This window comes from Tenacibaculum profundicola, from assembly GCF_057220795.1.
This window is the reverse complement of the sequence record NZ_CM170137.1, coordinates 621,815-644,129: the sequence shown is the minus strand read 5'-3', so window position 1 is coordinate 644,129 and position 22,315 is coordinate 621,815. Positions and strand designations below refer to the sequence as shown.

Here is a 22,315-nt window from a genome sequence, read left to right as displayed (position 1 = left end):
TTTTGTAGCAATTCCAGAGTATGGCTTAATGATGATTCTACATCGTTAGGTACAAGTCTAATTAAACAACATAGAAATAACAATAAATGAATCAGTCTTTTAAATTTATATTTCCAATCGTATCATTATTTGTTTTAAAATTTAATCATTTAACAGTAGCACAAATAGATAGAGAAAAAGAACTATTCACAGGAAAAAAAATAGAAGAAAGCATCGTTGCATTGGAAAATCACGTGTATACTGTTGATTTAAACAATGGAAAGGCGATAGTTGGACAAGTTTTCCAAAAAGGAATAGACCTTGTAATTGATGTATATAAACCTAATGGCAAACTTCTAAAACAAATTGACAGCCCTAACGGTGTAAATGGGATAGAGCCAATAGACGTTACCTCCAATGAATCGGGTAAATATAAATTCGTAGTTCATTCCCTCGATAACAAATCAAAAATAGGTACTTATACCTTAGAAATTGGGCAAATTTTGAGTTTGTCAGATAACGCGAAACGTATTACAAAAAAGGAACTTCCTACAAAAACACTATACGACTTATGGGAATCTTCACTTATTGATGATAATGCAATTGATACCTTTATAGCTAAACAACGAGAACAACATATTATCGAACCACTTGAAGGGAATGATACAGATATGTTGGTAACGTATTTTTGTGTACCTAATGAGAATACAGAATATGTAATGTTAAGTGGTGGGCCAGATTTTTTGGGATTGCGTTTTCAACGATTAGGTAACACAAAACTATTTTTTGTGACTCAACGAGTTCCAATGGATGCTCGATTTAATTATGGTTTTAATTATTTTAATTTAGATAAAGCGGGTCCAAATGGTGAAATTGAATCCAGAAATGTTGAACACTCTTATGATGGAACTGTCGAAATGCCAAACGCACCCAAACAGATTTACATTTCTGAAAGAGAGAATGTAGCAAAAGGAACCTTACTTTCAACATCAATTAAAAGTAACAAGTTAAAGGAAGAAAGAAAGCTAACCATTCATATACCATCTAATTATAAGTCGAATAAAGCGCATAACCTATTAATAGTTTTTGATGGAGAATCGTATGGAGCAAGACAAAACCGCAGAGCAAGGGTACCGACACCAACTATAATGGACAATCTTATGGCTGATGAAAAAATCGCTCCGACGATTACAATTTTGGTATGGGCAATGGGTAAAAGAAGTAAAGATTTGATTAGTGAAAAATTCGGAGACTTTATCGCAGATGAACTTATTCCTTGGGCACGTTCAAAATACAATATTCATGCTAATGCGAAGAAAGTTGTTCTAGCAGGCTCAAGTCGAGGAGGTTTTGCGGCTAGTTTTATAGCATTAAATCATTCAGATATCATAGGAAATGTTCTTTCTCAATCGGGTGCATACTATATTAAAGGAACAAAGGATGAAAACCATTGGATATACCCAGAAGATGATGGAAAACTTATAACTGATTATAGGAATAGTAGGCAATTACCAATAAAATTCTATATGGATATAGGGCTTTATGATGCAGGTGCTTCTATGCTTGGAATGAATAGACAGTTTCGGGATATTCTTATAGTAAAAGGCTATAATGTGGATTATCGCGAATTTAAAGGTGGGCATAATTATGTGAATTGGCGAGGAACACTTTCAGAGGGGCTTATTTCACTAATTGGAATAAAATCAGAATAGAATTATGGGTTGATCAAAGCTAATATTTTACGACCTCTCGATTCACATCCTTTACTTTCATGTATAACTTTTGTAGCGATCAAATGTGCTAATTCATCATGAATCCAATCCATGTGCAAACCGAACAGATATAAAGTCGTCATTGTATAAGCTCTTACCGCAATTTTTTGATCAGTAATGAGCCAATCGAAACCAGTTTCAACAATTGAAGTCAGATGTGTCTGTTTGAGCATAAGTTTTGTGTTGGTTGCATTTTTAGAAGTATAAGCTACCGCCAGATGTTCGCATATTTTAGCACATGGTCTAATGCTACTATCAAATTTAAGAGTTGAAATATTTTTGGTAAAAGTATCAAGATAAGGATGAATATAAGCGATACTGTGATGCGTGCATATCCATTCTAAAACCCAGGCAGCCTTAATAGAAATTTTATGATCAACCTCAAAAACAAGTGCTACCAGATAATCGAGAAATTCAGGACGCTCTAAGAGTCTATTTGCGGCATAACTACGATTAAGTTTTGAGGCATTGTCAATGTTTTTTAGCGTAGAAATTACAAAATCAGTACTCATATTGGTGTGGTTTGTGTAAATTTGAAATGTAAAATAGGAATAACAAAATGATAAATATAAATAGGATTTCAATAATTACTACCATATTGATGATGTTTTTAGTGTTAGATACAAACGCTCAAGAAACAAACGCAGTCAATGCAGCAGGAAAGAGAGAAGGGGTTTGGAAGAAATATTATGAAGATGGTAAGATTCGATATGAAGGGCAATTTAAAAACGGGAAAGAAGTAGGCGTGTTTAAGTTTTATACTAGACTTTCTTCCAAGCAACCTTCTATAGTAAAAGAGTTTTCTAACATAGACGCCAGTGCAACTGTAAAGTTTTATACCCCGAACGGTAAGGTGAAAAGTAAAGGGAAAATGCTTGGGAAGAAAAGAATAGGTAAGTGGCGGTATTATTTTACGAATGGCAAAATCATTTCTGAAGAAAATTATGTAGATGGTTATTTAGATGGAGCGTTAAGAAACTATTATCACAATGGTAAACTAACGGAAGAAACGTATTATAGGTTGGGAAAAAAACATGGAAACTCTAAAATATATACCGAAGACGGAATTTTAATAGAAGATATAAATTACGTGGAAGGAAAAAAACATGGTGAAGGAAAATACTACGATCTAAAAGGACAATTAAAGGAGAAAGGGATGTATAAAAATGGTAAGAGAGATGGAAAGTGGGAGTTTTATATGGACGGAGAGATTGCCAAAAAAAAGAAAAAGAATCGATCTGAACTAAAATCAAAATAGCATTATTGTAAGAGGTATGTATTACTTTAATTTATAATAGCATTGATTTTTTCCATACTAAAAACAGAAACTAATTCGTAAATTTGCAACATTCAAAATGTAAGGATGAAAAGAGTAGTTGTAGGACTTTCTGGAGGAGTAGATAGCAGTGTAACTGCATATCTTCTAAAAGAACAAGGATATGAGGTTATAGGGTTGTTTATGAAAAACTGGCATGATGATTCTGTAACAATATCTGATGAGTGTCCGTGGTTAGAAGATAGTAACGATGCGATGATTGTTGCAGAAAAGTTGGAAATTCCATTTCAAACCGTTGACCTTAGTGAACAGTATAAAGAACGTATTGTTGATTATATGTTTAGCGAATATGAAAAAGGACGTACTCCAAACCCTGATGTGCTGTGTAACCGTGAAATTAAATTTGATGTGTTCATGGATATTGCATTGAGTTTAGGTGCAGATTATGTTGCCACTGGTCATTATTGCAGAAAGGGAGAAGAAATGATTGACGGCCAACCCGTATATAAATTATTAGCTGGAAAAGATAGCAATAAAGACCAATCGTATTTTCTTTGTCAGTTATCACAAGAACAATTGTCAAAAGCCTTGTTTCCGATAGGAGAGTTAACCAAACCTGAGGTTAGAGAAATTGCCAAAGAAGCGGGTTTGATCACGGCTGATAAAAAAGATTCCCAAGGCTTGTGTTTTATCGGCAAAGTTCGTTTGCCAGATTTTTTACAACAAAAATTACAGCCAAAAGAGGGTGAAATTATCCAGATTTCTGCTGATTTTGATGCGTATAAAAAAACAATTCCACAGTTTGATTCTAAAGAGGTTGAGTTAGCTTATTTCGCAGCAAAATTTTTGTATAACAAAGAAGACGGCAAAGTTGTAGGTAAGCATCGAGGTGCTCACTATTTTACCAAGGGTCAGCGAAAAGGATTAGCAGTTGGAGGAACCAAAGAACCACTATTTGTTATTGAAACCGATGTTAATGAAAATGTGATTTATACAGGTGAAGGAAAGAATCATCCTGGGCTGTACAGAAACACATTATTTGTTTCGAACAAAGAGTTACATTGGGTACGAGAAGATAAAGCCCTAAACACCAATGAACACCTTGAAGTTGAGGCTCGAATACGCTATCGACAACCTCTTGAAAAAGCCACCGTATATAAAGTGGAAAGCGGTGTGTATGTTGAGTTTGAAAATAAACAGTCAGCCATTCAAGAAGGTCAATTCGTTGCATGGTATGCTAATGATGAACTTTTAGGCTCTGGAGTGATCAGTTAGTCCTTGGCTTTTAATAAAAAAATGGTAATTTTGTGTACATGAACAAACTACAATTCTTTTGTCTTTTATTGTCTAGCTTTTGTGCTTTTTCTCAAGAAGACGCTTGGGTGTTTTTTAAAGATAAACCCGATGCTAGTAATTATTTGTCCAATCCTATAACCATGTTGACGCAACGCTCTATTGATAGAAGGGCAAAACAAAATATAGCACTCGATATAAATGATGTGCCCATTAATACTGGGTATTATAGTCAAATTAAAAATGCACAGGGTATTACCGTATTAGCGAAATCGAAATGGTTAAACTGTGTGGCCGTAAGAGGAACAGAGGAAGATATAGATGCCCTAAAAAGTGATTTTTCTTTTGTAGAACGAATTGAATTTGCGGATAATTCGTTAAATTCAAAACAGGAAACTAGCAAAGAAAAACAGAAAATAGTATACAAAAACAAATTTGCAGGATTAGCGACAGACTTCAACTACGGTGTTACTTCGGATCAAGTAGAGATGATCAAAGCTGATTTTTTACATAAAGAAGGTTTTACAGGAGAAGGTATGCTAATGGCCGTTATTGATGCTGGTTTTCCAAACGTTGATAACTTAGAGGCTTTCAGTCGCTTACGAAATAACGGTAAAATTCTAGGTGGTTACGATTTCGTCAATAGAAGTGATGATTTTTATACAGGGCATAATCATGGAACCAATGTACTATCTGATATTGCAGGGTACTTGGAAGATCAATTTGTAGGTACTGCGCCAGACGCATCATTTTATTTGTTTATCTCTGAAGATGTTTCTCAAGAAAGCCCTCATGAAGAAAGTCTTTGGGTAGAAGCTGCAGAAAAATCAGATAGTTTAGGAGTTGATATTATAAACACATCTTTAGGCTATACGGTATTTGATAATGACAAGTATAACCATACATATAACGATATGGATGGAAATACAACATTTATTTCTCGTGGTGCCGAAATAGGTGCGTCAAGAGGAATGGTCTTAGTAACGTCTGCAGGTAATAGTGGAAGTAGTTCTTGGAAGTATATTTCGGCACCTGCCGATGCAGCTTCTGTTTTTTCAGTAGGAGCGGTCAATGCCTCTGGTAATATAGCCTCTTTTAGCTCCTTTGGTCCGACAGTAGACCAGAGAATAAAGCCAGATGTTTTAGCACACGGACAAAGTGTTTACGTTATTAATCATAATAGTGGATTGCCTGCTACATCCAATGGAACTTCTTTTGCAGCGCCAGTTATGGCGGGTGCTGTTGCTTGTTTTTGGCAAGCATTTCCGTCGTTGACGTACACAGAAATTATGCAAAAAATCAGAGAATCAGCCGATAGGTATAATAACCCTAGCGATCAGCATGGTTATGGAATTCCTAATTTTGAACAGGCTTATGCTATATTGTCAAATGACAGTAACGAAGAGGATCTTTTTAATATACACCCGAATCCAGTGAGTGAACTGTTGAACATACAACTTAGAGATGATGAGATTAATGTTGTTATTTATAACTTGTTAGGAGAGCGTGTTTTTAGTGAATTAACAACATCAAAATCAATTAATGTAGTTGAGCTTTCTGCAGGCATGTATGTCATGAAAATTGAAAAAGAAAACCAAATTCAAACTCAAAAGTTTATTAAAAGGTAAGTAAAGAGGTAGTACAATATTTAATACCTATTGTAGGTTTTAAATATTGTTAAGTAGGAGCCTTTCACTAGAAAATAAGACTAAATAGACAAAATGTATGCTGAATGATGCATTTTTTCTAAATATAACAGATATCTAAAATAGATGGATATACGATTTCTTAAATTTTAAAAAAGAATAATGAATAGAATTATAGAACTTTTCAATGTAAAATATCCGATAGTTCAAGGAGGGATGATTTGGGTTTCTGGTTGGAGGTTGGCCTCAGCGGTTTCTAATGCTGGTGGCTTAGGATTAATAGGAGCAGGGTCAATGTATCCAGATGTTCTCAGAGAACATATTCAGAAATGTAAAAAAGCTACAGACAAGCCTTTCGGAGTGAATGTGCCAATGTTATATCCAGATATTGAAAAGATTATGGATATTATTGTAGAAGAAGGAGTAAAAATAGTATTTACATCAGCAGGGAATCCTAAAACATGGACCGCATTTTTAAAAGAAAAGGGAATCACAGTAGTACATGTAGTAAGCTCCGTGAAATTTGCATTAAAAGCTCAGGCGGCAGGAGTTGATGCGGTAGTTTGTGAAGGTTTTGAGGCTGGAGGACATAATGGTAGGGAAGAAACTACAACCTTTACGTTAATCCCTATGGTAAAAGAAAAGGTTACTATTCCTGTGATTGCAGCTGGTGGAATTGGATCGGGGAGAGGAATGCTTGCAGCAATGGTATTGGGTGCAGATGGGGTTCAAATAGGAAGTCGTTTTGCAGCAACGATTGAATCTTCAGCACATGATAATTTTAAGAAGACCATCGTAGAAGTAAAAGATGGAGATACTCATCTTACATTAAAAGAATTAGCTCCAGTTCGTTTGGTGAAAAATAAATTCTATAAAGAGGTGCAAGAGTTGTATCAAAAGAATCCTAGCCTAGAAGAAATTAAAGAGCTTTTAGGACGAGCACGTGCTAAAAGAGGAATGTTTGAGGGAGATTTAGAAGAAGGAGAACTAGAGATTGGGCAGATAGCTGGATTGATACACGACATAAAACCAGCGAAACAGGTATTAGAACAAATCATAGAAGAATATACCAAAGTAAAAGAAGATATGTTAGTATGTCTTTAATTTGAAAATCTTAGGTATTAGTACTTCAAAATGAGGCTGTAAATAATAGTATAAACAAGTGCTTTTGGGTTCAGTGTAGTACGCTTTATGGTGAGATTTTATATACTAGCGAAGCCTTGGTTTTGAAATTGTAGTTTCTTCGATGCTCAAATGACATATGAAAGGCTAATGGTTGCTTAAGTTGTTAAATAATTTTATTGTTATAAAAGTTTAGCAACATATGCAATTTATTTGAATGTTGTACTGATTCCTCCTTTTTTCGAAAAATAATTTCTTTGAGTAAACGTTTAGACAGGAGAGTTAATAAATGGAAAGCACTAACGATGGATTTTGAGAGATGTAAATAAATATTGCTTAAACTTAAAGAAAGAGCTATGAGATTAAAAAATCACCTAATAATATTAATCAGTTTTCTGTTTTTCGGATGCAATTCGACTGAAACAGAAATGACGGAAACGGAGCAATTTTTAGCTAATAAATATAAGGCAGAAAGAATAAGTCTTAACTTTAAAACTGTACAAACAAAAACTAATGGAGAATTGACAGAAGAAAGAAAATTTATATCTGTTGAAATTGAAAATCCGATAGATATTGAAAAAATTATGTCTGACAATGAATACTATGATAAACTTGGGGTATCAATCGCTAAATTTGTAATAGATTCTCTACAATTTGAGGAAATACCATTTCAACCAAAAGAAATTCAAATTGACTTTGTTAATAGAAGCGGATTTTTTCTTTTAAATAGTGAAAATAAAAAGTCAATTAATTACAATTTGCACTAAAAACGAATAAAAAGTGTACTACAATAACTAAACATATGGCGTGCCGATAGGCTAATGCTATATGATTGTTGTACACATAAAACAAAACATATAATACACTTACCACAAACACCTTAATTAAGGTGTTTTTTTATGCCCAAGATTTAGTAAACGAAATATAAATAAAGAATAGATTTTTTAAACTTTCAAAAATACAATATAGAAGAAATAAATAGTAAGAATAAGTAAAATAGAAATTCTAATTCGATTATACTTTTTATTTCTTTTATCTGGATAAAAATAAAAGTATAAGACATAAATTAAATTAATAATAACACCTCCTAAAATAAGATAATCACGTAACACCATATTAAGCAAATATATAATTTTAATAAAACAGTAGTTATTCCTTTGGCTAAAGTTCTCTAAATTGTAAAGGATGTAAATTGAAGTCATGACCGACAATACAGGTTGTTATTGGTACTGATTCAATGCGGTTGTAATCAAATTCATTGACAAGTTCAGCTAATGGAATAAAAGCAAAAATAAAAGCAAAGAAAATAGCAGTGTATTTAATAATGGGAGAAACTTTTCGAGTTTCTACATATTCGGTGTTAAGTTGTTCATAGCTGTTTTTCATAGGGTAAAAATAGTAAAAACTAAATAAAGTAAAAGAGTAGAAATAATGGACGAAGAGTTTATTCAATTCGTAAATGAGGAAACAGGGCAGCCAAAAAGGTGTAATTGATACTTGGATTTTAGGTCAATGGTATGACTTAATTGAAAAGTTTATTGATCAAGAATTAGGAAATCATTAAAAGGGTAGACAAAATGGATTTGATAAAACAGCATTAAAAGATTACTCTAGTTTTATAGGGGTAAAAACATTAAGTTTGTGTGGTTAAAAGTTGCTTAATTAAACGGAAAAGAATAAAAATTGATTATGGACGCTTAAGCAGAGGTTTTATAAATAGAAATATAGATAGCTAATTATTCAAAGATGTGTATTTACTTTTTGATTTTAGATCTAATTTGTTTTGCATTTTACGAAGGTTATAGACTTACATTTTGCAAAACGATAATTTAAAAATAATGAAACTAATTGTGTATTTGTTGTCCAGCATTACGTGTCGCGTCAAATATATAACAAGATATAATATTTAAAAAAAATGAGAAGAATAAAATTTATTTTACCGATTATATTAATGTTAATTTCTTGCGGAAAAGAGGACGAAATATTAACTACGGAAGTTGAGCAAATTACCATTACACCGGGAGATGTTTATATTCGTGATATGGGCGATTTATGGTTTTTTATAAAAAATTACAAAAATTGTAATATAATCAATGGAAACCTCATGATTTCTCAATTTCATAATAGCCATACTCAACTTAATAATTTAGATTTCCTTCAAAATATTGAAGAAATCAAAGGAGACTTAATTATTTATGATGTAAAAAATCTTATAAATTTAAACGGATTATCAAAATTAAAATCGATTGAAGGGAGTTTAAGAATTGAGGAGAATCCTAACTTAAAAACTATTGATGGATTTCAATCATTAAACAGTCTAACTAATTTAAATATTTACAATAATAATTCATTAGAAACCTTAAATGGTTTTGTAGAGTTAAATTCAATTCAGGGAGATTTGAATATTGAAGAAAACAATTTACTCAACAAAATAAATGGACTTATTAAACTTGTTTTGATAAATGGAAACACTAATATAGCTTGGAATAACGAATTAAAAATTATTAATGGTTTTCTGGAATTAAGTGAAATAGAGAAGTCTCTTTATCTTTTACATAATCCTCTTTTAACCTCAATTGATGGATTTAATAAATTAGAAACAGTTGGAGGTGATTTCATGATATATGGAGGGACTATTAATTTTGAAAATAATTCATTGGCTAATTTGTTAACTGTTAATGGTAATTTGTCGATTAGGAATAGCAATAATAATCAACCAATGAATAGTTTTAATAAATTAGAAACAGTTGGGGATATTTTAAGTGTATCCACAATTGGTAATCCAGAATATATTGATGGTTTTGAAAGTCTTAATTATCTAAAAACAGGAATGGTGTTAAATGGTTCAGGATTTAAGTCAATAACCGGATTTGAAAATTTAACTACTGTAGATGGGGTATTAAGTATAAGTTTTACAGATGATTTAGAGTTTTTGATTGGTTTTGAAAATTTAAAAAGTGTTAATAGACTTATTTTTATGAAAAATAATAACCTAAATAATCTTATTGGTTTTACCAGCTTAGAGTACGTAAATGAATTAGGTTTGTATAAAAATTCTTCCTTAGAAAGTTTTTCAGGTTTAGATAACTTAAAGCAAATAAATACTAAGTTTTCAGCTCATCTTAACCCAAAGCTTAGTGATTATTGTTCTTTATCCAAGGCATTTGAAAATTTTACAGGGATTTATGATATATATATAAATTTATATAACCCAACAAGTGAAGATTTAAAAGATGGAAATTGTAATTAAACTATTTCGACATGGCTCAAAAACAACAAGGATTAACTATCACAACCAAAGTTGATGTATATTAACTAAGTCCGCTAAATTGTAAATTTGGCTAAGAGCTAAACTAAATGATACTTATGTTTTAGTCCCATACTATTCTTTTAACGACCAGTCATTAGTAATTTAATTAAAAAATCATAATCTTAGACATACTTGTGTTTTTGTATATTTGGTAAAAGAGGTACTACAAAAATATAGAGGAGGCTATCAGGTTCTATGCTACACAGTCAATTTGAATAAACTCATGAAAATTATAAGGGCTATTGAATAAATCAAAGAGTTTTTTAGTTATATTTTTTATTTGGGAGTGAAAGTAAAAATAATTAATTTTATAAAAGCTTATTGATATTCCCTCTATAAGTCTGTCCAATGGGTATTTTATGGTCATTAATTGTTATTCTATTGCCTTCTATATGGTTGATTTTATTTTTGGCGATAATAAAGGATTTATGAATTCTAATAAAATTTGATTTTGGTAGTAAGGTATCAAAATCTGAAATTTTTTGTTTGCTAACAATCATCTCATCCTTTAAATACACTTTGGTATAATGCCCGTAAGCTTCTATAAACAATATATCACCAAAATGAATTTGATGATGTTTTTTATCACTTTTTAAGAAAAAACTAATAGAGTTTGGTTCAGTCTCAGTGTTTGATAATGTATGTGTGCTTTTCGAGTTTTCGGTAGTAGTAATTGTTTTGTTAATAGCTTTAATAAAGCGTTCAAAGCTAAAAGGTTTCAGTAAAAAATCAGAAACATGAAGCTCATAACCTTCTAATGCAAATTCTTTGTATGCTGTGGTTACAATTATTTTTGGAGGATTGGATATAGTTTTTAAAAAATCGAAGCCAGATAATTTCGGCATATTTATATCAAGAAACAGTAAGTTGACAGTATTTTCATTTAAAAATTGCATAGCTTCGAATGCATTATAACAGTTGCCCTTCTTTTCTAAATGTGGCAGATTTTCACAATATTTTTCAATTATACGATGTGCAATGGGTTCGTCATCTATGATTAAATAATGAATCATTTCGTTTCAATTTTAAGTGATAATTTATAAACCTTTCCTGTAATGTCGATATCTGTAGTATGCTTACTAGGATATAACAATTTTAAGCGTTGTTTTAAATTGTCTAATCCAATACCAATATTTTTGTTGACTTCTATTGTACCAAAATTATTTTCAATATTAAACTGAATCATGTCATTATCCGTTGTTATATTAATATGAATATAGGCGTCTTCTGTCAAACACTCAACACCATGTTTAAAAGCATTTTCTAAAGGAATTATAAATAATAAAGGTGCGATTTGATAATCTAATTCATGTGAATGATTAAAAGTAATATCAACGGTTTTGTGATATCTAATTTTATGCAATTCAATGTAGTTTTTTAAATATTCAATTTCATCTTTTAATGGTACAAAATCTTCTTTTCCCATATAGATGGTGTAACGCATCATGTCAGATAATTTCAAAACAACATTTGGTGCATCGTCAGATTTCTCAACGGTTAAGCCATATAAATTATTTAATGTATTAAAAAAAAAGTGAGGATTTATCTGGCTTTTTAATAGTGCTAATTCTGCTTTGGATTTTTTAGACTCTATTGTTTTTAACCACTTCCATTGTTGATAAAACCAACTTAATAACAACACAAAAAAGGGAGTCGTCAAAATGATTTTTATCTCTTTCTCTTGCTGTAAGTAAATATTTATATCATCAAAATAAACACGTATATAAAAAAAATAGCCTAAAGCAAGGGTGTAAAACCCGATGATAAGCAATACATATTTTCTAAAATAAGAAGGCGTAATAATTGAGAAAAAACTTAACCCAACACCTGTTAATCCAACAAAAGTTATGGGGTTGTCAACAATTTTGGCATTGAGATCATTGATAATGATAACTAAAAAAATAAAAATCAATAGCACAAGCCTTATACTAGTAGTTTTATGCTGCTTTAGAAATGGAAAATAATGTATAGGTAATGAGATTATTAACCAACCAAAAATAAAACTCAAGATATTTGCCAATATTTCTGAATTGTCAATCAGAATAAAATCAAAGTATGATAAAACGAACACTATAAGTCTAAAAAGTAAGAGTCCGTATATAAAAGCTTTGTATTTTTTTAGAAACCCAATCATATGCCAAAATTAATGAATATTGTCTCTTTTCTATTATAATATGCACCAATTCACTCAAAAGTAGCATAAACGCTATTTTTTTCTGCTTCAAATGGATTTGAGTGCACGAATCAGTTTTATGTGTTGAATTATTCCAGCTTTATGAAAATTACTTTATAGGCTTTTAGTTTCCCTATACGTTTGTTGAAAATAATAACGAATAAACTTACTTATCATGAAAATCTATTTGAAAATTATGCTTTTAGTAGTAACATTTGTAGTGATACAAAATGGTTATGCTCAAGACAAAGACACTAAAAAAATAGTAACAAATAAAGAGAAAAACACCATTGTGTCATCAATACAAACACATTTAAATAAGACCTATGTCGATGTAGAAATATCAGAAAAAATTATAATTGAATTAAATACCAATTTAAAATCAAAAAGGTATAAAGAAATTATTGACCCTTCCGAATTTTCTAGAGTCTTAACCAGGGATTTACAACGTGTTAGTAAAGATTTCCATCTTAAGGTTCGATTTGAACCCAAGCGTATTGCTCAAAAAAAGCGTGTGATTTCTGATGAGATGCAATTAGAAATGGAGAAAAGGACGGCCAGGCAAATGGCAGAAATTAATTATGGTTTTACGGAAACGAAAATACTAAATGGGAATATTGGTTATTTAAACCTACGTATGTTTGCTGATACTAAATATGCTGAAGAAGCTGCAACAGCTGCTATGAATTTTTTAAGTAATACCAATGCAATCATTATCGATTTACGTACAAATGGAGGAGGGGTTCCAAGTATGGTGCAATTATTATCCAGTTATTTCTTCGATAAAACACCCGTATTATTAAGTGATTTCTATGAGCGAGAAACTGGTGAAAAAACACAGTTGTATTCATATGCAAATATTGATGGGAAAAGAAGCACGAACAAACATGTTTATATTTTAACAAGTAAAAATACGTTTTCTGCAGCAGAAGCATTTACCTATACCATGAAGCATTTAGGCAAAGCTACTGTTGTTGGTGAAGTTACAAAAGGAGGAGCAAATAGGACTAAACGAATTAATTTAAATGATGACTTTACAATTTCGGTTCCATATATTGAATCAATTCATCCTATTACAAAAACCAATTGGGAAGGAAAAGGTGTGCAACCAAACATTAAAACAAGAGAAAAAGACGCTTTTGTAACGGCTTATATAGATGCTGTTAAAAAAACTGTTAAGAGAAATATGAATAAGGTTTTAAACAAAATTGGCTACACGTTCTTACAAGAAAAGTCAGTGGATAATGCGATAATTGTATTTCAAGAGAATGTAAAATTGTTTCCAAACGAAGCTAATTCTTGGGATAGTTTAGGCGAAGCGTATTTCACAAAACGAGACAAAGGAAATGCATTAAAATCATATACCAAAGCGTTGGCGTTAGATCCAAATTCAAAATCAGCAAAAGCAATGATTCATAAGTTAGAAAACATCAAATAACATGAGGAAAATAACGGTATTGGTTACACTTATAATTGTCATCGGTTTAGTATTTTTAATAACCTCTCAATTGTTTGTTCAACCTACATTGGTAAATGGGAATCAAATACAGCTAAAAAAAACCTTTACACATCATTCTAATGATGTTTGGGAAGTTAAATTTAGTCCAAATGATTCATTGATGGTAAGTGGTGGGATTGAGAAAAACGTAATGATTTGGTCAAGAATAACAGGAGATGTTTTGTGTAATCTACCACATGAAATTGGCACGCCAGCAGTTGATTTTAGCCCAAATGGAAAACAAATTGCAACTGGAGCTTATGATGGTAAAGTTAGAACTTGGGATGTTGACACTGGAAATTTACAACAGGTTTTTGAAGGGAATGAAGGAACTATTTGGTCTGTAGATTTTAGCCCGAACGGAAAATTAATTGCTGCTGGAGGAAATGATGATAATGTGTTGGTTTGGAATGTTAAAACTGGTGATTTAGTTTATAACTTTAAAAATTCAGAAAAAAATATTTGGGAAGTCGTTTTCAATCCTTCTGGAGAGTTATTATTATCATCTGGAAGTGATAATGTGATTAGAGTTTATGAAGTAAAAACGGGGAAGTTACTGAACACCATTATAGGACATTCTATGGTTCCTTTATCAATGTCTTTTAGCCCAAACGGAAAATTATTAGCAAGCGCTGGTGACGATAAAACAGTGAAAATTTGGGATACTTCAAATTGGAATTTATTACACACCTTAAAAGGAGATAATGAAGCAATTCATTCCGTTGTATTTATAGATAATAATAGATTACTAGCAGGAGGAACTGATAAAACAATGATAGGAGAATTATTAGAGTACCACTTTAAGTTTAAAGGTGTGGTAAAGCCAATTGTTGCTACTTTGTGGGATGTACGAAATGAAAAAATTCTACAAACAATTTCTGAACACACAGATGATATTGGTCTAGGAATGGATGTTAGCTCTGATGGAAAACTACTAGCAACACCCAGTAAAGATAAAACAGTTAAAATTTGGAGGCTCAATTAGTTTTCCAAGAAAATTAAAAACAAGTTACAAATAACTAAGCATATGGCGTGCCGATAGGCTAACGCTATATGTCTTGTTGACTGATCCGTTGATAGTAGAGGGGCTTATAGCTATTTTGTTTTTGTATATTTGGTAAAACAAGTAATACAAAAATATAGAGATGGCTATCAGGCTCTACTTTACCCACAGTATAATATAACCAAGCATTAATATTCTGAAATAAAAGATATGAAACACATCATCTACACTTTATTTGCAATATTATTTATTATAATAGGTTGCAAGAAAATCAAATCAACTAAAGTAGTATTAACCGAAGGTGTTTCTACAACCGCCCCCTCTAAAATACCAATAGCTACTTTTATTACTGAAACCTTAGGGTTAATACATTGTGAATCTGTAGTTTATGATTATGGTAATAATATTATTTATGCATCGTTAATTGGTAATCGCGAATATGGTGATGGATCTATTGCTACAATAAACACAGATGGGAAACTTATTAATTTAAAGTATATTGATGGGCTTAATGATCCAAAGGGAATTGCAATTACAAAAGATAGACTTTACGTTTCTGATGTCACAGAACTTGTAGAGGCTGATTTGAGCACAGGGAAAATAATTAAAAAACACACCATTGACGGTATTCAGTTTTTAAACGATGTAGCTATTGATAATGAAGGAAACGTTTTTGTTTCAGACACAAGTACTTCTGAGATATATAAACTCGACAAAGAAGGTGGCTTTAACTTATGGCTAGCAGATTCAGCATTAGACAACCCAAATGGGTTGTTGATACAAGACAAAATTATGTATGTTGCATCTTGGGGAAGTAAGCCAAATGGTGGTCGTGTATCCAGAATAGATATGGAGACAAAATCTATTCATTCTATATCTTCCATCATTGGTAATTTAGATGGGATTAGGCCTTATGATAAAAACCACATGATTATCTCGGATTGGAATAGCGGAAACATTCATTTAATCGATCATAATGGGAATACCCAACAAGTACTTCAAGCGGGACAAAGTGTAGGAGATATTGCATATATAAAAGAGAAAGACCTTCTCTTATTACCAATGAATAAACAAAGTCGTTTACTGTTTTATAAATTAAAGTAAATAACGATATACTTGTCTTATACTGAAGTAATACGATTTACAAATAAATATTTCGCATATCTATTATTTCTTTTGTAGCTATTTTTGCGTTATAAAACTTAACCATAGCTTGGCTATGCTAAAGTTTTATGCCTTAAACTAACTTAAAATAATTCAATACCTATACACGAAATATTTATCTATAAATCGTATAATACCCGTTATTGTTTGAATTTACTGTAAAAGAAAATGAGCGTTTTATTACGGTAAACTCAAATGGTAAATGTGTATAATTATAGAATAAAAACGATTTGCTAATAACTAAGTATATGACGTGTCGATAGGCTAACGCTATATCATTGTTACATATCCCAATCATAATTCAGGTTTATGGTAAATAGCGATAAAACCAAAGCATTAGTAAAAAAATCAGGAACTAACTTTAGCCAAAAACAGTAGGGTTGGCGTTTTAACCACACCCATACCAATACTAAGATTTAGAATAGGTATGTTTACTGTGTTTGTTTTTAGTGAACTAAATATTAACGATTTAATTTATGATATAACTCCAACGCTTTTTTGTGATTATAATTATCTTTATCGCTGATGATGGTTTCCAATATACCTTTAGTAGCATCCATGTTATTTTGATGCAAATACACCAATAGTTTATACCAATATCCTCTTGAGCTTTCTAAGGTGTTAGTATTAATTAATTCATCAAAAACGTTAACAGCATCCACATAGTTATCCAATTTTACATACGAAACACCTTTGTAAATTAATTGATAGGGGTCATTAGTAGTATCATTGACAAGTTCGATAATACTATTGTATTTTTCTGAATTGTATAACAATTCCAGTCGTGTAATCAACGTGTTATTATCATTACCTTTTTCAATTAATGAAGGTAAACTATCCCAATCGGCATAGGTTTTATAGTAAGATTCACTGGAAGAAGAATTAAAATTATACTTGAACAAAAAAACAACTAAACCAACCATGGCAATACTTGCCACGTATTTCGTAAATAATTTAAAGGTGGTTTTACGCCTATTTTTATAAGATAAAGTACTTTTTCGTATAAACGTAGAAGTGTTCTTTAGCTCATCAGTTCTTAATTGTTGCTTAATTTCATTAATCAATTCTGGATTATAAATGTTTTGCGTATAATTGATATTTTTATTTTCAAAAACATCATGAATTGATAACTCAAGCAAAACATCTTCTTTAAGCTGTGCGTCAATGTCCATTCGTTGTTCAAATAGCGCACGCTCATATTCACTCATCTCATTGTGAATGTAGCGTTCAATTTCCTCTTGTCTTTTTTCTTCCATCATTGTAACTTTTTGTAAAGACGGTCTTTTTTTATTAGTACTATTAATTTAGACTTGCATTTAAAAACACGCTGTCTAATTGTATTTATCGTACCATAAGAAAATTCATCTTTTAACTCTTGGTAACTCATACCATTAAAGTAATTACTTAAAATTTCTTTACAATTCAAGGAGAGCTTACGAAAGGCATTTTGATATAAATCTCTTCTTTCTTGTTGAACAATAAATAAACTTAAATCGGTCTCTTTATCTACAAGAGTCAAAACACGTTCGTTTGTTACCTCTTTATTTTTGTTTTTTAACGAAGTTTTCCAAATATTTTTGCAAATAGTGAAAAAATAGCCTTCAAAAGAGTCGATTTTTAAAGCCTGCCTTTTATGAGCTATAATGAGACAGATGAGCGCATCGTGAAATACATCTTCAACATCTTCTTTTTTGCCTTTATTAGTTAAAATAAATTTACTGACTTTACCGTAAAACCTAGTATATATTTCTGAAGTAACCCTTTCATCTCCCCGAAGTAAAGCATTTAAATATTTATCACTTTCTGTCATAAATTAAAAATATAATTCAAAAATAAATTAAATTAATAAAATAGATGGGTAATAATTTTACTAATTTTAAACCTTTAGATAAAGTAATATACGTTAAACAATGATAAATATTGCTAATTAACCTACTAACTAATACAAAATACAATATGATGAATTTTTTTAAATTATTACTGTTTCTACTTATAAATTTAGTTTTTGCGGGGTGTTCACTAAACGATCTAGAGGTTTCTGCAAATGATACAATACCCGAAAATAGCTTACATAGAAGAATAAAAAAACAAAAATATCTTTTAAATAAACCAAAATTCTCTAAAAACGAGTTGATCATTAAATTTAATAAAAAAGTCGATGTAAGGAAACGACAAATATTACGAGAACAATACGGCGTGGTAAAATATAAGTTATGTGATCTGTGTACTGACGGATTAATTGAAAAATGGGAGTTTGAACAAGGGGCTAATGTAGAAGATAAAAAGTTATCCATAGAATCAGGAAGTGGTGGCCCAGAAGGTGATATCTCAAACGTAGACAACGAATTCGTATTTAAGTTAGAAAATGAGAATGACGGTAGCCTATTAGATTCTGAAACGACCAACTATACTAGTCAAATAGTAACGGGTAACGAAGGGGTAACCATTGCAGTGCTCGACACAGGGATTGATGCGAACTACCCATTGTTCACAACACCTTTTTTATATAATTCTTCTGGAACTGCTATCGCTGGAGAATTGTCTGGATGGGATTTTGTAAACCATGATGCAAATACTTATGATGATTACTACTTAATTCATGGAACAAAAGTTAGTTATATTGTTAATAATAGATTAAAAGAACAAGGCGTACCACATCAATTATTACCGGTTAAAGTTTGTGATGAAAATGGAATAGCTAGTTATTTTAATATTTTATGCGGCCTTAAATATGCATTGCCAAGGGTAGATATTGTACAAATGAGTTTGGGGTGGTATGATGATAATGTATATGTCAATACAATTTTTAATGATTTAGTTGATCAGTATATAAACAAAGTACTAATTGTTACTTCTGCAGGAAATCACGCCCTTAATAATGATGTTGTAAGTCATTACCCATCATCTTACCCACAAACTAATATTTTAGCGATAGCGGCGTCAAATGTAGAAAATACAAATATTGCTTATTTTTCAAATTATGGATTGTATAATGTGGATTTCTATGCTCCCGGAGAAAATGTTTGGTTTCAAGATATTTTAGGGAATACAGTCCACATTTCAGGAACATCTTATGCAGCGCCATTGGTAACAGCTATTTCTGCTAAAATATTGTATGATTCAGGGATGTTGTTTACGCCAAATCAAATAGTAAATGAGTTAAATGTAATAGGACTAAGCCAATCATATACAAAACCGGTAAAGTATAATAAACTGTTAAACTAAAAATTTAATTAAATCAGAATTATGTATTAGAACTTCCAAATGAGGTTTGAAATAACAAGAAAAACAGATGCTTTATTGGTTTTAGTAAGCCTATGATAGCACCATAAATAATGCGACGAAGCATTTTATATTGAAGCTTTTTTAGGTTGATACAGATTATTATATCTAATACATAATTCGGTTTAAACGTATAAATAAATGAGAAATCTTTTTTTACTAGTACCCATTTTTTTATTGTGTAGACTATCGTTTAGTCAAGAAGGTAGCTCACAAACTAGAAAAATAGACTCTTTGTATACGTTGGATGAAAATACAGATGCCAAAATTCAGCTTTTAAATGAGTTTGCCAAACAGAAACCTTTATTGGCCAAAGATGATATTTCTTATGTATATCATAAACTAGGAATCCTGCATTCTAAGAACAGGGCATTTAAGAAAGCTATCGAGTTAACTGAAAAATCAATACAAATAAGAAAGGCTACCAACTCTATAAACTATTACAAACTAAACAATAGCTCATATAACCTTTATTACTACTATCAGTGTTTGGGTCACGAAAAGAAAAAGAGAGCTTTAATTGATGAAATATTAAATAGACCTGTGAAAAATAAATTCACCTACAAGGCGTATATTGATTTGAGTTATATTTTGGGTAGAGGAGGTGATTATTTTAAAGCATTAGAACATTTAAAAGAAGTGGTGAGCTCATTTAATATTGAATACAGCGATGTTAAAACGTTGTTGAAGGCTCATGAAGCTGCAATTTGGGTGTATAGTGAGATCGATGAAACGAGTAGGTATTTAAAAGAAATAGAATATCACAAAGAGTGTATAAATTTGATGTTAACAGAAAATACAAACCTCTATAAAAATCCATCTGTAAATAATAATTTGGCGAATATTTATGAAAGCCTCGACTTAAACGAAAAAGTAATTAGTCAATACAAAGAAGCCTTAAATGTTTACATCAAAAGCAAAGATTCTGTAAAAATTGGACTAGTATACTGTAATATTGGAAGAATATATAGTAAGCTAAATCTACAAAAGAAGGCTAATCAATACTTTGCAGAAGGTCTAAAAACAACAAATTCACCAAAAGTTAAAGCAGCTATTTATAGTAATAAAGGAGATGGTTTGCATTATTTAAAAAAGATTGATTATAAAGAAAAAGCGATAGAAATCCTTTTACAAAAATCACTTCGTAAGAAATTACCAACCTTTGAAGAAATTAAAAGCTCCACCTATAAACTAGATATTTTAGATTATTTATTGGAAATAGTAGAAAGTAGTGTTGAATATTATGAAATAACAAAACAAAAGCAACTTTTAGATAAAACGATAGAGACAAGTATACTGGTTGATAAATTGATTTCGTTTGTGCGATTAGAGAGTTTGGTAGATACCTCTAAGCTGTTTTGGATACGAAAAGCAGCCGGATTTTATATGTTAGGTGTCAGGTTATCGTATTATAAAAATAACGCGTCTCAGGCCTTCTATTTTATGGAAAAGAATAAAGCTCTGTTACTTTTGGAAGGATTGCACAAAAAGGAAGAAAAACGTAAAATTAACCCCCATATAATTAGTTTGGATGAAAGTATCAAAAACCATGTAGGGGAGAAAAGGAGTTTTATAGAATACATTTTAAATGAAAAAGAAGGTTTTGGGATTTTTTGCAACAGTAAAGAACGTATATTTTTTAAATTAGAGAACGTACCTGAGTTATTAAAAGAAATAGATTCTGTTAGAAATAATATGGCAAAGTATTTTGTTTTTAAACAAGAAAAAGAAGCGTATAATATTCTTGCCCATAAAGTATTTAAAAAACTATTCCCTTTTAAAAAATCAATTGAAAAAATTAAAGATAAAGAACTAGTAATTATTCCAGATTATAAGCTTCAGTATATAAATTTTGAAGCGTTAATAACCAATGATCTCACTGGAGAATTTGTTGTACAGAATACAGAAATAAAGTATTTATTGTCTGCGTCAGTTTTCCAAAAATTGAATGAAACTAATGAGGAAAAACAAAGTAAAATTTTAGCACTCGCACCCGTGCATTTTCAAATTGATTCTCTTTTATCATTACAGAGAAGTAAAAGTGCTATTGAGCAAATTGCGGCCGTGTATCCAAGTGATGTATATATGGAAGAGAGAGCCAAAAGGGAAACCTTTTTAAAGAAAATAAACAAGTATAAAATAATACACCTTAATACGCATGCGGGAACTGATGGAAATATCGGTGAACCTTGGATTGCTTTTCACAAGAAAAAATTATACTTATCACAATTAACAGGAGTCTCAAATAATGCTGAACTTGTGGTTTTAGATGCCTGTAATGGTGCTACGGGAAAACAGGAAATAGGTGAGGGAATCATGAGTTTGTCAAGAGCTTTTTTTAGCGGTGGGGCAAAAAGTGTAATTGCTACGCAATGGAAGGCGAATGAAAAAGCCACTAATGAAATTTTAAATACATTTTATCAGGAGTTAAGAAAGGGGAAAACAAAGTTGAAAGCACTACATCTTGCTAAGAAAAAATATTTGAGTACGCATCAATTAAGTGAAATATCACCGTATTATTGGGCTTCCCTAATTTTAACGGGGAATTCTGATAGCGTCAAAATGACAAGTACGGTTAGTTATAAATGGCTGTTATTGTGCTTTTCAGCTTTAGCAGGAGTACTGTTTTTTATAAGAAGAAATAAAATAGGTTGATTGATCTCTAATACCAGTTATTGTTTGAATTTACTGTAAAAGAAAATGAGTATTTTTTTCTTTGTATAAGATGGAAAAATAGCAGTAGCTATGATTTCTTATTATATTGAAATAGAAAGGGAAAAAGGACGTTTTATTACGG

General features: G+C 31.0%; 18 protein-coding genes. 12 read left to right on the top strand and 6 right to left on the bottom strand.

The genetic code is table 11. The features are described 5' to 3' along the window. Positions 1–86 precede the first annotated feature (86 nt). On the top strand, positions 87–1,691 hold the full coding sequence (locus AC2TDS_RS02730; RefSeq protein WP_484737599.1) for an alpha/beta hydrolase: 1,605 nt from the start codon (positions 87–89) through the stop codon (positions 1,689–1,691). A 2-nt stretch (positions 1,692–1,693) separates the two neighbouring features. On the opposite strand, the gene AC2TDS_RS02725 is transcribed toward AC2TDS_RS02730, so the two are convergent. After that, the gene (locus tag AC2TDS_RS02725; RefSeq protein ID WP_484737598.1) at positions 1,694–2,263 is read right to left on the bottom strand and encodes an adenylosuccinate lyase; all 570 of its coding nucleotides are present in this window, start codon (positions 2,261–2,263) and stop codon (positions 1,694–1,696) included. A gap of 47 nt (positions 2,264–2,310) precedes the next feature. Here AC2TDS_RS02725 and AC2TDS_RS02720 point away from each other — a divergent pair, with 47 nt between their 5' ends. The 5 genes from AC2TDS_RS02720 (at position 2,311) to AC2TDS_RS02700 (ending at position 7,855) form a co-directional block, all read left to right on the top strand. Further along, positions 2,311–3,009, top strand: coding sequence for a toxin-antitoxin system YwqK family antitoxin (locus AC2TDS_RS02720; protein ID WP_484737597.1), 699 nt, complete (start codon positions 2,311–2,313; stop codon positions 3,007–3,009). 90 nt (positions 3,010–3,099) lie between these two features. Then, on the top strand, positions 3,100–4,302 hold the full coding sequence (gene mnmA / locus AC2TDS_RS02715; RefSeq protein WP_484738912.1) for a tRNA 2-thiouridine(34) synthase MnmA: 1,203 nt from the start codon (positions 3,100–3,102) through the stop codon (positions 4,300–4,302). Between the two features lie 38 nt (positions 4,303–4,340). Continuing rightward, entirely contained in the window at positions 4,341–5,948 is a 1,608-nt protein-coding gene (locus AC2TDS_RS02710; RefSeq protein ID WP_484737596.1) for a S8 family serine peptidase, read from the top strand. Between the two features lie 180 nt (positions 5,949–6,128). Then, positions 6,129–7,070, top strand: coding sequence for an NAD(P)H-dependent flavin oxidoreductase (locus tag AC2TDS_RS02705; RefSeq protein ID WP_484737595.1), 942 nt, complete (start codon positions 6,129–6,131; stop codon positions 7,068–7,070). Positions 7,071–7,444: 374 nt separating this feature from the next. After that, a complete protein-coding gene (locus AC2TDS_RS02700; RefSeq protein ID WP_484737594.1) occupies positions 7,445–7,855 on the top strand; it encodes a hypothetical protein in 411 nt (136 codons plus the stop codon). Positions 7,856–8,249: 394 nt separating this feature from the next. Here AC2TDS_RS02700 and AC2TDS_RS02695 read toward each other — a convergent pair whose 3' ends face one another. Then, the gene (locus tag AC2TDS_RS02695; RefSeq protein WP_484737593.1) at positions 8,250–8,474 is read right to left on the bottom strand and encodes a hypothetical protein; all 225 of its coding nucleotides are present in this window, start codon (positions 8,472–8,474) and stop codon (positions 8,250–8,252) included. Between the two features lie 529 nt (positions 8,475–9,003). Here AC2TDS_RS02695 and AC2TDS_RS02690 point away from each other — a divergent pair. Then, positions 9,004–10,338 (top strand): receptor L domain-containing protein, encoded by a 1,335-nt coding sequence (locus tag AC2TDS_RS02690; RefSeq protein ID WP_484737592.1) that lies wholly within the window; start codon positions 9,004–9,006, stop codon positions 10,336–10,338. A gap of 368 nt (positions 10,339–10,706) precedes the next feature. Here the strand turns inward: AC2TDS_RS02690 and AC2TDS_RS02685 are convergent, their stop codons facing one another. After that, positions 10,707–11,411, bottom strand: a complete 705-nt coding sequence (locus AC2TDS_RS02685; protein WP_484737591.1) for a LytR/AlgR family response regulator transcription factor — start codon at positions 11,409–11,411, stop codon at positions 10,707–10,709. After that, positions 11,408–12,532 carry a sensor histidine kinase gene (locus AC2TDS_RS02680; RefSeq protein WP_484737590.1) on the bottom strand — a complete coding sequence of 375 codons (1,125 nt, stop codon included), beginning with the start codon at positions 12,530–12,532 and terminating at the stop codon, positions 11,408–11,410. The genes AC2TDS_RS02685 and AC2TDS_RS02680 overlap by 4 nt, the downstream gene beginning before the upstream one ends. A gap of 214 nt (positions 12,533–12,746) precedes the next feature. Between AC2TDS_RS02680 and AC2TDS_RS02675 the strand changes: the two genes are divergently transcribed. From AC2TDS_RS02675 to AC2TDS_RS02665, 3 genes are all read left to right on the top strand, one after another. Then, complete coding sequence (locus AC2TDS_RS02675; protein ID WP_484737589.1) at positions 12,747–14,009, top strand: S41 family peptidase; 1,263 nt, start codon at positions 12,747–12,749, stop codon at positions 14,007–14,009. A gap of 1 nt (position 14,010) precedes the next feature. After that, the gene (locus tag AC2TDS_RS02670) at positions 14,011–15,054 is read left to right on the top strand and encodes a WD40 repeat domain-containing protein (protein ID WP_484737588.1); all 1,044 of its coding nucleotides are present in this window, start codon (positions 14,011–14,013) and stop codon (positions 15,052–15,054) included. A gap of 228 nt (positions 15,055–15,282) precedes the next feature. Beyond that, positions 15,283–16,176 (top strand): SMP-30/gluconolactonase/LRE family protein, encoded by an 894-nt coding sequence (locus AC2TDS_RS02665; protein ID WP_484737587.1) that lies wholly within the window; start codon positions 15,283–15,285, stop codon positions 16,174–16,176. A gap of 521 nt (positions 16,177–16,697) precedes the next feature. Here the strand turns inward: AC2TDS_RS02665 and AC2TDS_RS02660 are convergent. Further along, on the bottom strand, positions 16,698–17,495 hold the full coding sequence (locus AC2TDS_RS02660; protein WP_484737586.1) for a hypothetical protein: 798 nt from the start codon (positions 17,493–17,495) through the stop codon (positions 16,698–16,700). Beyond that, on the bottom strand, positions 17,492–18,046 hold the full coding sequence (locus AC2TDS_RS02655) for an RNA polymerase sigma factor (protein WP_484737585.1): 555 nt from the start codon (positions 18,044–18,046) through the stop codon (positions 17,492–17,494). The genes AC2TDS_RS02660 and AC2TDS_RS02655 overlap by 4 nt, the downstream gene beginning before the upstream one ends. A gap of 146 nt (positions 18,047–18,192) precedes the next feature. Here AC2TDS_RS02655 and AC2TDS_RS02650 point away from each other — a divergent pair, with 146 nt between their 5' ends. Together AC2TDS_RS02650 and AC2TDS_RS02645 are read left to right on the top strand one after the other, a co-directional pair. Further along, positions 18,193–19,461: a S8 family peptidase gene (locus AC2TDS_RS02650; protein ID WP_484737584.1), complete on the top strand. Its 1,269-nt coding sequence runs from the start codon at positions 18,193–18,195 to the stop codon at positions 19,459–19,461. A gap of 198 nt (positions 19,462–19,659) precedes the next feature. Then, positions 19,660–22,173: a CHAT domain-containing protein gene (locus AC2TDS_RS02645; RefSeq protein WP_484737583.1), complete on the top strand. Its 2,514-nt coding sequence runs from the start codon at positions 19,660–19,662 to the stop codon at positions 22,171–22,173. Positions 22,174–22,315: the final 142 nt, after the last annotated feature.

Bases quoted from the DNA above. Each gene is read 5' to 3' on its own strand.
- AC2TDS_RS02730 (WP_484737599.1), top strand. From the start codon at position 87: ATGAATCAGTCTTTTAAATTTATATTTCCAATCGTATCATTATTTGTT.
- AC2TDS_RS02725 (WP_484737598.1), bottom strand. From the start codon at position 2,263: ATGAGTACTGATTTTGTAATTTCTACGCTAAAAAACATTGACAATGCC.
- AC2TDS_RS02720 (WP_484737597.1), top strand. From the start codon at position 2,311: ATGATAAATATAAATAGGATTTCAATAATTACTACCATATTGATGATG.
- AC2TDS_RS02710 (WP_484737596.1), top strand. From the start codon at position 4,341: ATGAACAAACTACAATTCTTTTGTCTTTTATTGTCTAGCTTTTGTGCT.
- AC2TDS_RS02705 (WP_484737595.1), top strand. From the start codon at position 6,129: ATGAATAGAATTATAGAACTTTTCAATGTAAAATATCCGATAGTTCAA.
- AC2TDS_RS02700 (WP_484737594.1), top strand. From the start codon at position 7,445: ATGAGATTAAAAAATCACCTAATAATATTAATCAGTTTTCTGTTTTTC.
- AC2TDS_RS02695 (WP_484737593.1), bottom strand. From the start codon at position 8,474: ATGAAAAACAGCTATGAACAACTTAACACCGAATATGTAGAAACTCGA.
- AC2TDS_RS02690 (WP_484737592.1), top strand. From the start codon at position 9,004: ATGAGAAGAATAAAATTTATTTTACCGATTATATTAATGTTAATTTCT.
- AC2TDS_RS02685 (WP_484737591.1), bottom strand. From the start codon at position 11,411: ATGATTCATTATTTAATCATAGATGACGAACCCATTGCACATCGTATA.
- AC2TDS_RS02680 (WP_484737590.1), bottom strand. From the start codon at position 12,532: ATGATTGGGTTTCTAAAAAAATACAAAGCTTTTATATACGGACTCTTA.
- AC2TDS_RS02675 (WP_484737589.1), top strand. From the start codon at position 12,747: ATGAAAATCTATTTGAAAATTATGCTTTTAGTAGTAACATTTGTAGTG.
- AC2TDS_RS02670 (WP_484737588.1), top strand. From the start codon at position 14,011: ATGAGGAAAATAACGGTATTGGTTACACTTATAATTGTCATCGGTTTA.
- AC2TDS_RS02665 (WP_484737587.1), top strand. From the start codon at position 15,283: ATGAAACACATCATCTACACTTTATTTGCAATATTATTTATTATAATA.
- AC2TDS_RS02660 (WP_484737586.1), bottom strand. From the start codon at position 17,495: ATGATGGAAGAAAAAAGACAAGAGGAAATTGAACGCTACATTCACAAT.
- AC2TDS_RS02655 (WP_484737585.1), bottom strand. From the start codon at position 18,046: ATGACAGAAAGTGATAAATATTTAAATGCTTTACTTCGGGGAGATGAA.
- AC2TDS_RS02650 (WP_484737584.1), top strand. From the start codon at position 18,193: ATGATGAATTTTTTTAAATTATTACTGTTTCTACTTATAAATTTAGTT.
- AC2TDS_RS02645 (WP_484737583.1), top strand. From the start codon at position 19,660: ATGAGAAATCTTTTTTTACTAGTACCCATTTTTTTATTGTGTAGACTA.